The organism is Mucilaginibacter sp. GW821-FHT07H05, from assembly GCF_059418485.1.
On the sequence record NZ_JBWKPY010000014.1, the window covers coordinates 1 to 1,802 of the forward strand.

The 1,802-nt window shown below is 42.0% G+C and carries 2 protein-coding genes; one reads left to right on the forward strand and one right to left on the reverse strand.

The genetic code is table 11. The annotated features are described in order from the left end of the window. The first annotated feature begins 33 nt into the window (after window positions 1-33). A complete protein-coding gene (locus AC07M6_RS24445; RefSeq protein WP_494894093.1) occupies window positions 34-750 on the forward strand; it encodes a class I SAM-dependent methyltransferase in 717 nt (238 codons plus the stop codon). A 2-nt stretch (window positions 751-752) separates the two neighbouring features. Here AC07M6_RS24445 and AC07M6_RS24450 read toward each other — a convergent pair whose 3' ends face one another. Continuing rightward, complete coding sequence (locus AC07M6_RS24450; RefSeq protein WP_494894095.1) at window positions 753-1,763, reverse strand: hypothetical protein; 1,011 nt, start codon at window positions 1,761-1,763, stop codon at window positions 753-755. Between the last annotated feature and the right edge of the window lie 39 nt (window positions 1,764-1,802).

The following is a 1,802-nucleotide window of genomic DNA, read 5'->3' on the forward strand; positions in this document are numbered from 1 at the left end:
CAGTGTCAATAAAGGATAACTAAACATTATCACGTGGAGATCGACAAAGGCCAGGTTGCTCAAAAATACAATTCTTTAGATGAAATATGGAGCCGTGAGGATAAATGGCATAGCCGGACATCGCAAACGATCCAGCAATTCATTTCCGACTACGTCGCCCCGCTTTCGGAAGCGAAAGGAAACATCCTGAACGCCGGTTCCGCGGGTAATGCTTACGGCCTTGCGGAGGAACACATGATCCACCTGGATATCGCCGCCGAAAAGATCGCGCATTTGCCGAACAGTATTACCGGCAGTATTGAACAAATACCTGTCAAGGCTAACGAATTCGATCTGATCGTATGCGTAGGCAGCGTACTCAATTATAATGATCCGATGAAGGTCTTCGAGGAATTTGACCGGGTGCTGCGTCCTGGCGGTTATTTGGTCATCGAATTTGAAAACAGCAATACGTTGGAATTGATCTTTACCAAAGAGTATAATAAGAAAGCCATATTTGTGAAGACCTTTTATTATGGCAGTGAACCTTTGTGGTATTATTCAGATACCTGGATAAAGGAAATCATTGGTATTCACCAATTAGCGATCGTCCGGACATCTAAATTTCATTTCCTGTCCCCTTTTATTTATCGGTTTGTGAAAGACGAAAATAAGGCGGGGCCATTTATGTGGTTCGACCGTATTTTCAAGCGGATACCCATCTTGAAAAACATTTCCTCTAATACTATTTTACTGATCCGGAAACCCTAAGCTCATTTCACGAATAATTTGACCAGCCGCCCGACGATCTCCGAAAACTCCTCATCTTTATTTTTATAAAAGGCCAGTACGATCAGGACAACCATCACTAAAGAGACCAGGGTAACAAATTTTAATGTTTCCTGATCCAGTCCATATTTATGTTTGACGAAGACAACGATGGCGCCGATCACGATCGACAGTACGAAAAACACGATCACGGCAGCAACGATCTTAGCGATCTTCAAATAATTATTAGGTGTCGCAGTAGTTTCCCGGGTGGCGAATAAGTTCGCATACCCGTTGATCTCGATAAAGTCTTTCTTCTTGATCTGCGTTTCAATCTTTGCTTTTAGCTCCGTCAGCCTGGATATGTAAGCTACCTGTTCCTCGTCTTTCAAAAAGACATCGTACCATCTTTTGTAGTGCTTAAAATAGATGGTGTTAATAATCACCAAAAAAGTCTCTTTTTTGATCTGTTTAACATCATTGGCGGTGTATAACATCAGGATAGTGCTCAATTCCGTCTCATAATTATGTTTACCCAGCATGGGTTGATAATAGTCCGTTTTGATCACCCCGAAACCTGACATTTTTAACAGCCTGATCAGATTCCGCGTCACTTCAGTCGGCTCTTTGTTTTCTTTATAGTAGCCGACTTCGGTGATGATATAGTTGTACTCCATACCTTCCTCTACGAAAAATTCTTTCAGTTTCTCTGTGAATTCATAGAAGGTATTGTTTTTACGATAGGGTTTGTCAATGGCTAAATAATCGATAAAAACGATCTTTTCCTCCTTAAAATAAGCGAACTGCGCGTAGCCCACGATCACTTCGTTCAGGTACAACCCGACAATATAGAACCGGTCGGTGAACTTTTTATTATAACGGTCCAGCCAATAGAGTATTTCCCGGGTATCGGTCCTGATCAGCGGATCGATATTCTGGGAATAAATATGCAACGCCTTGGTCAGCTGTTTATCAGTCGTACTCTTGATTCGCCTAAGGTCGTATACGGTTTGCATGGCCACGTGATAATGTTTAGTTATCCTTTATTGACACTG

What these genes read in the sequence shown, in the direction of transcription:
- AC07M6_RS24450 (WP_494894095.1), bottom strand. Translation starts at nt 1,763, where the DNA reads ATGCAAACCGTATACGACCTTAGGCGAATCAAGAGTACGACTGATAAA.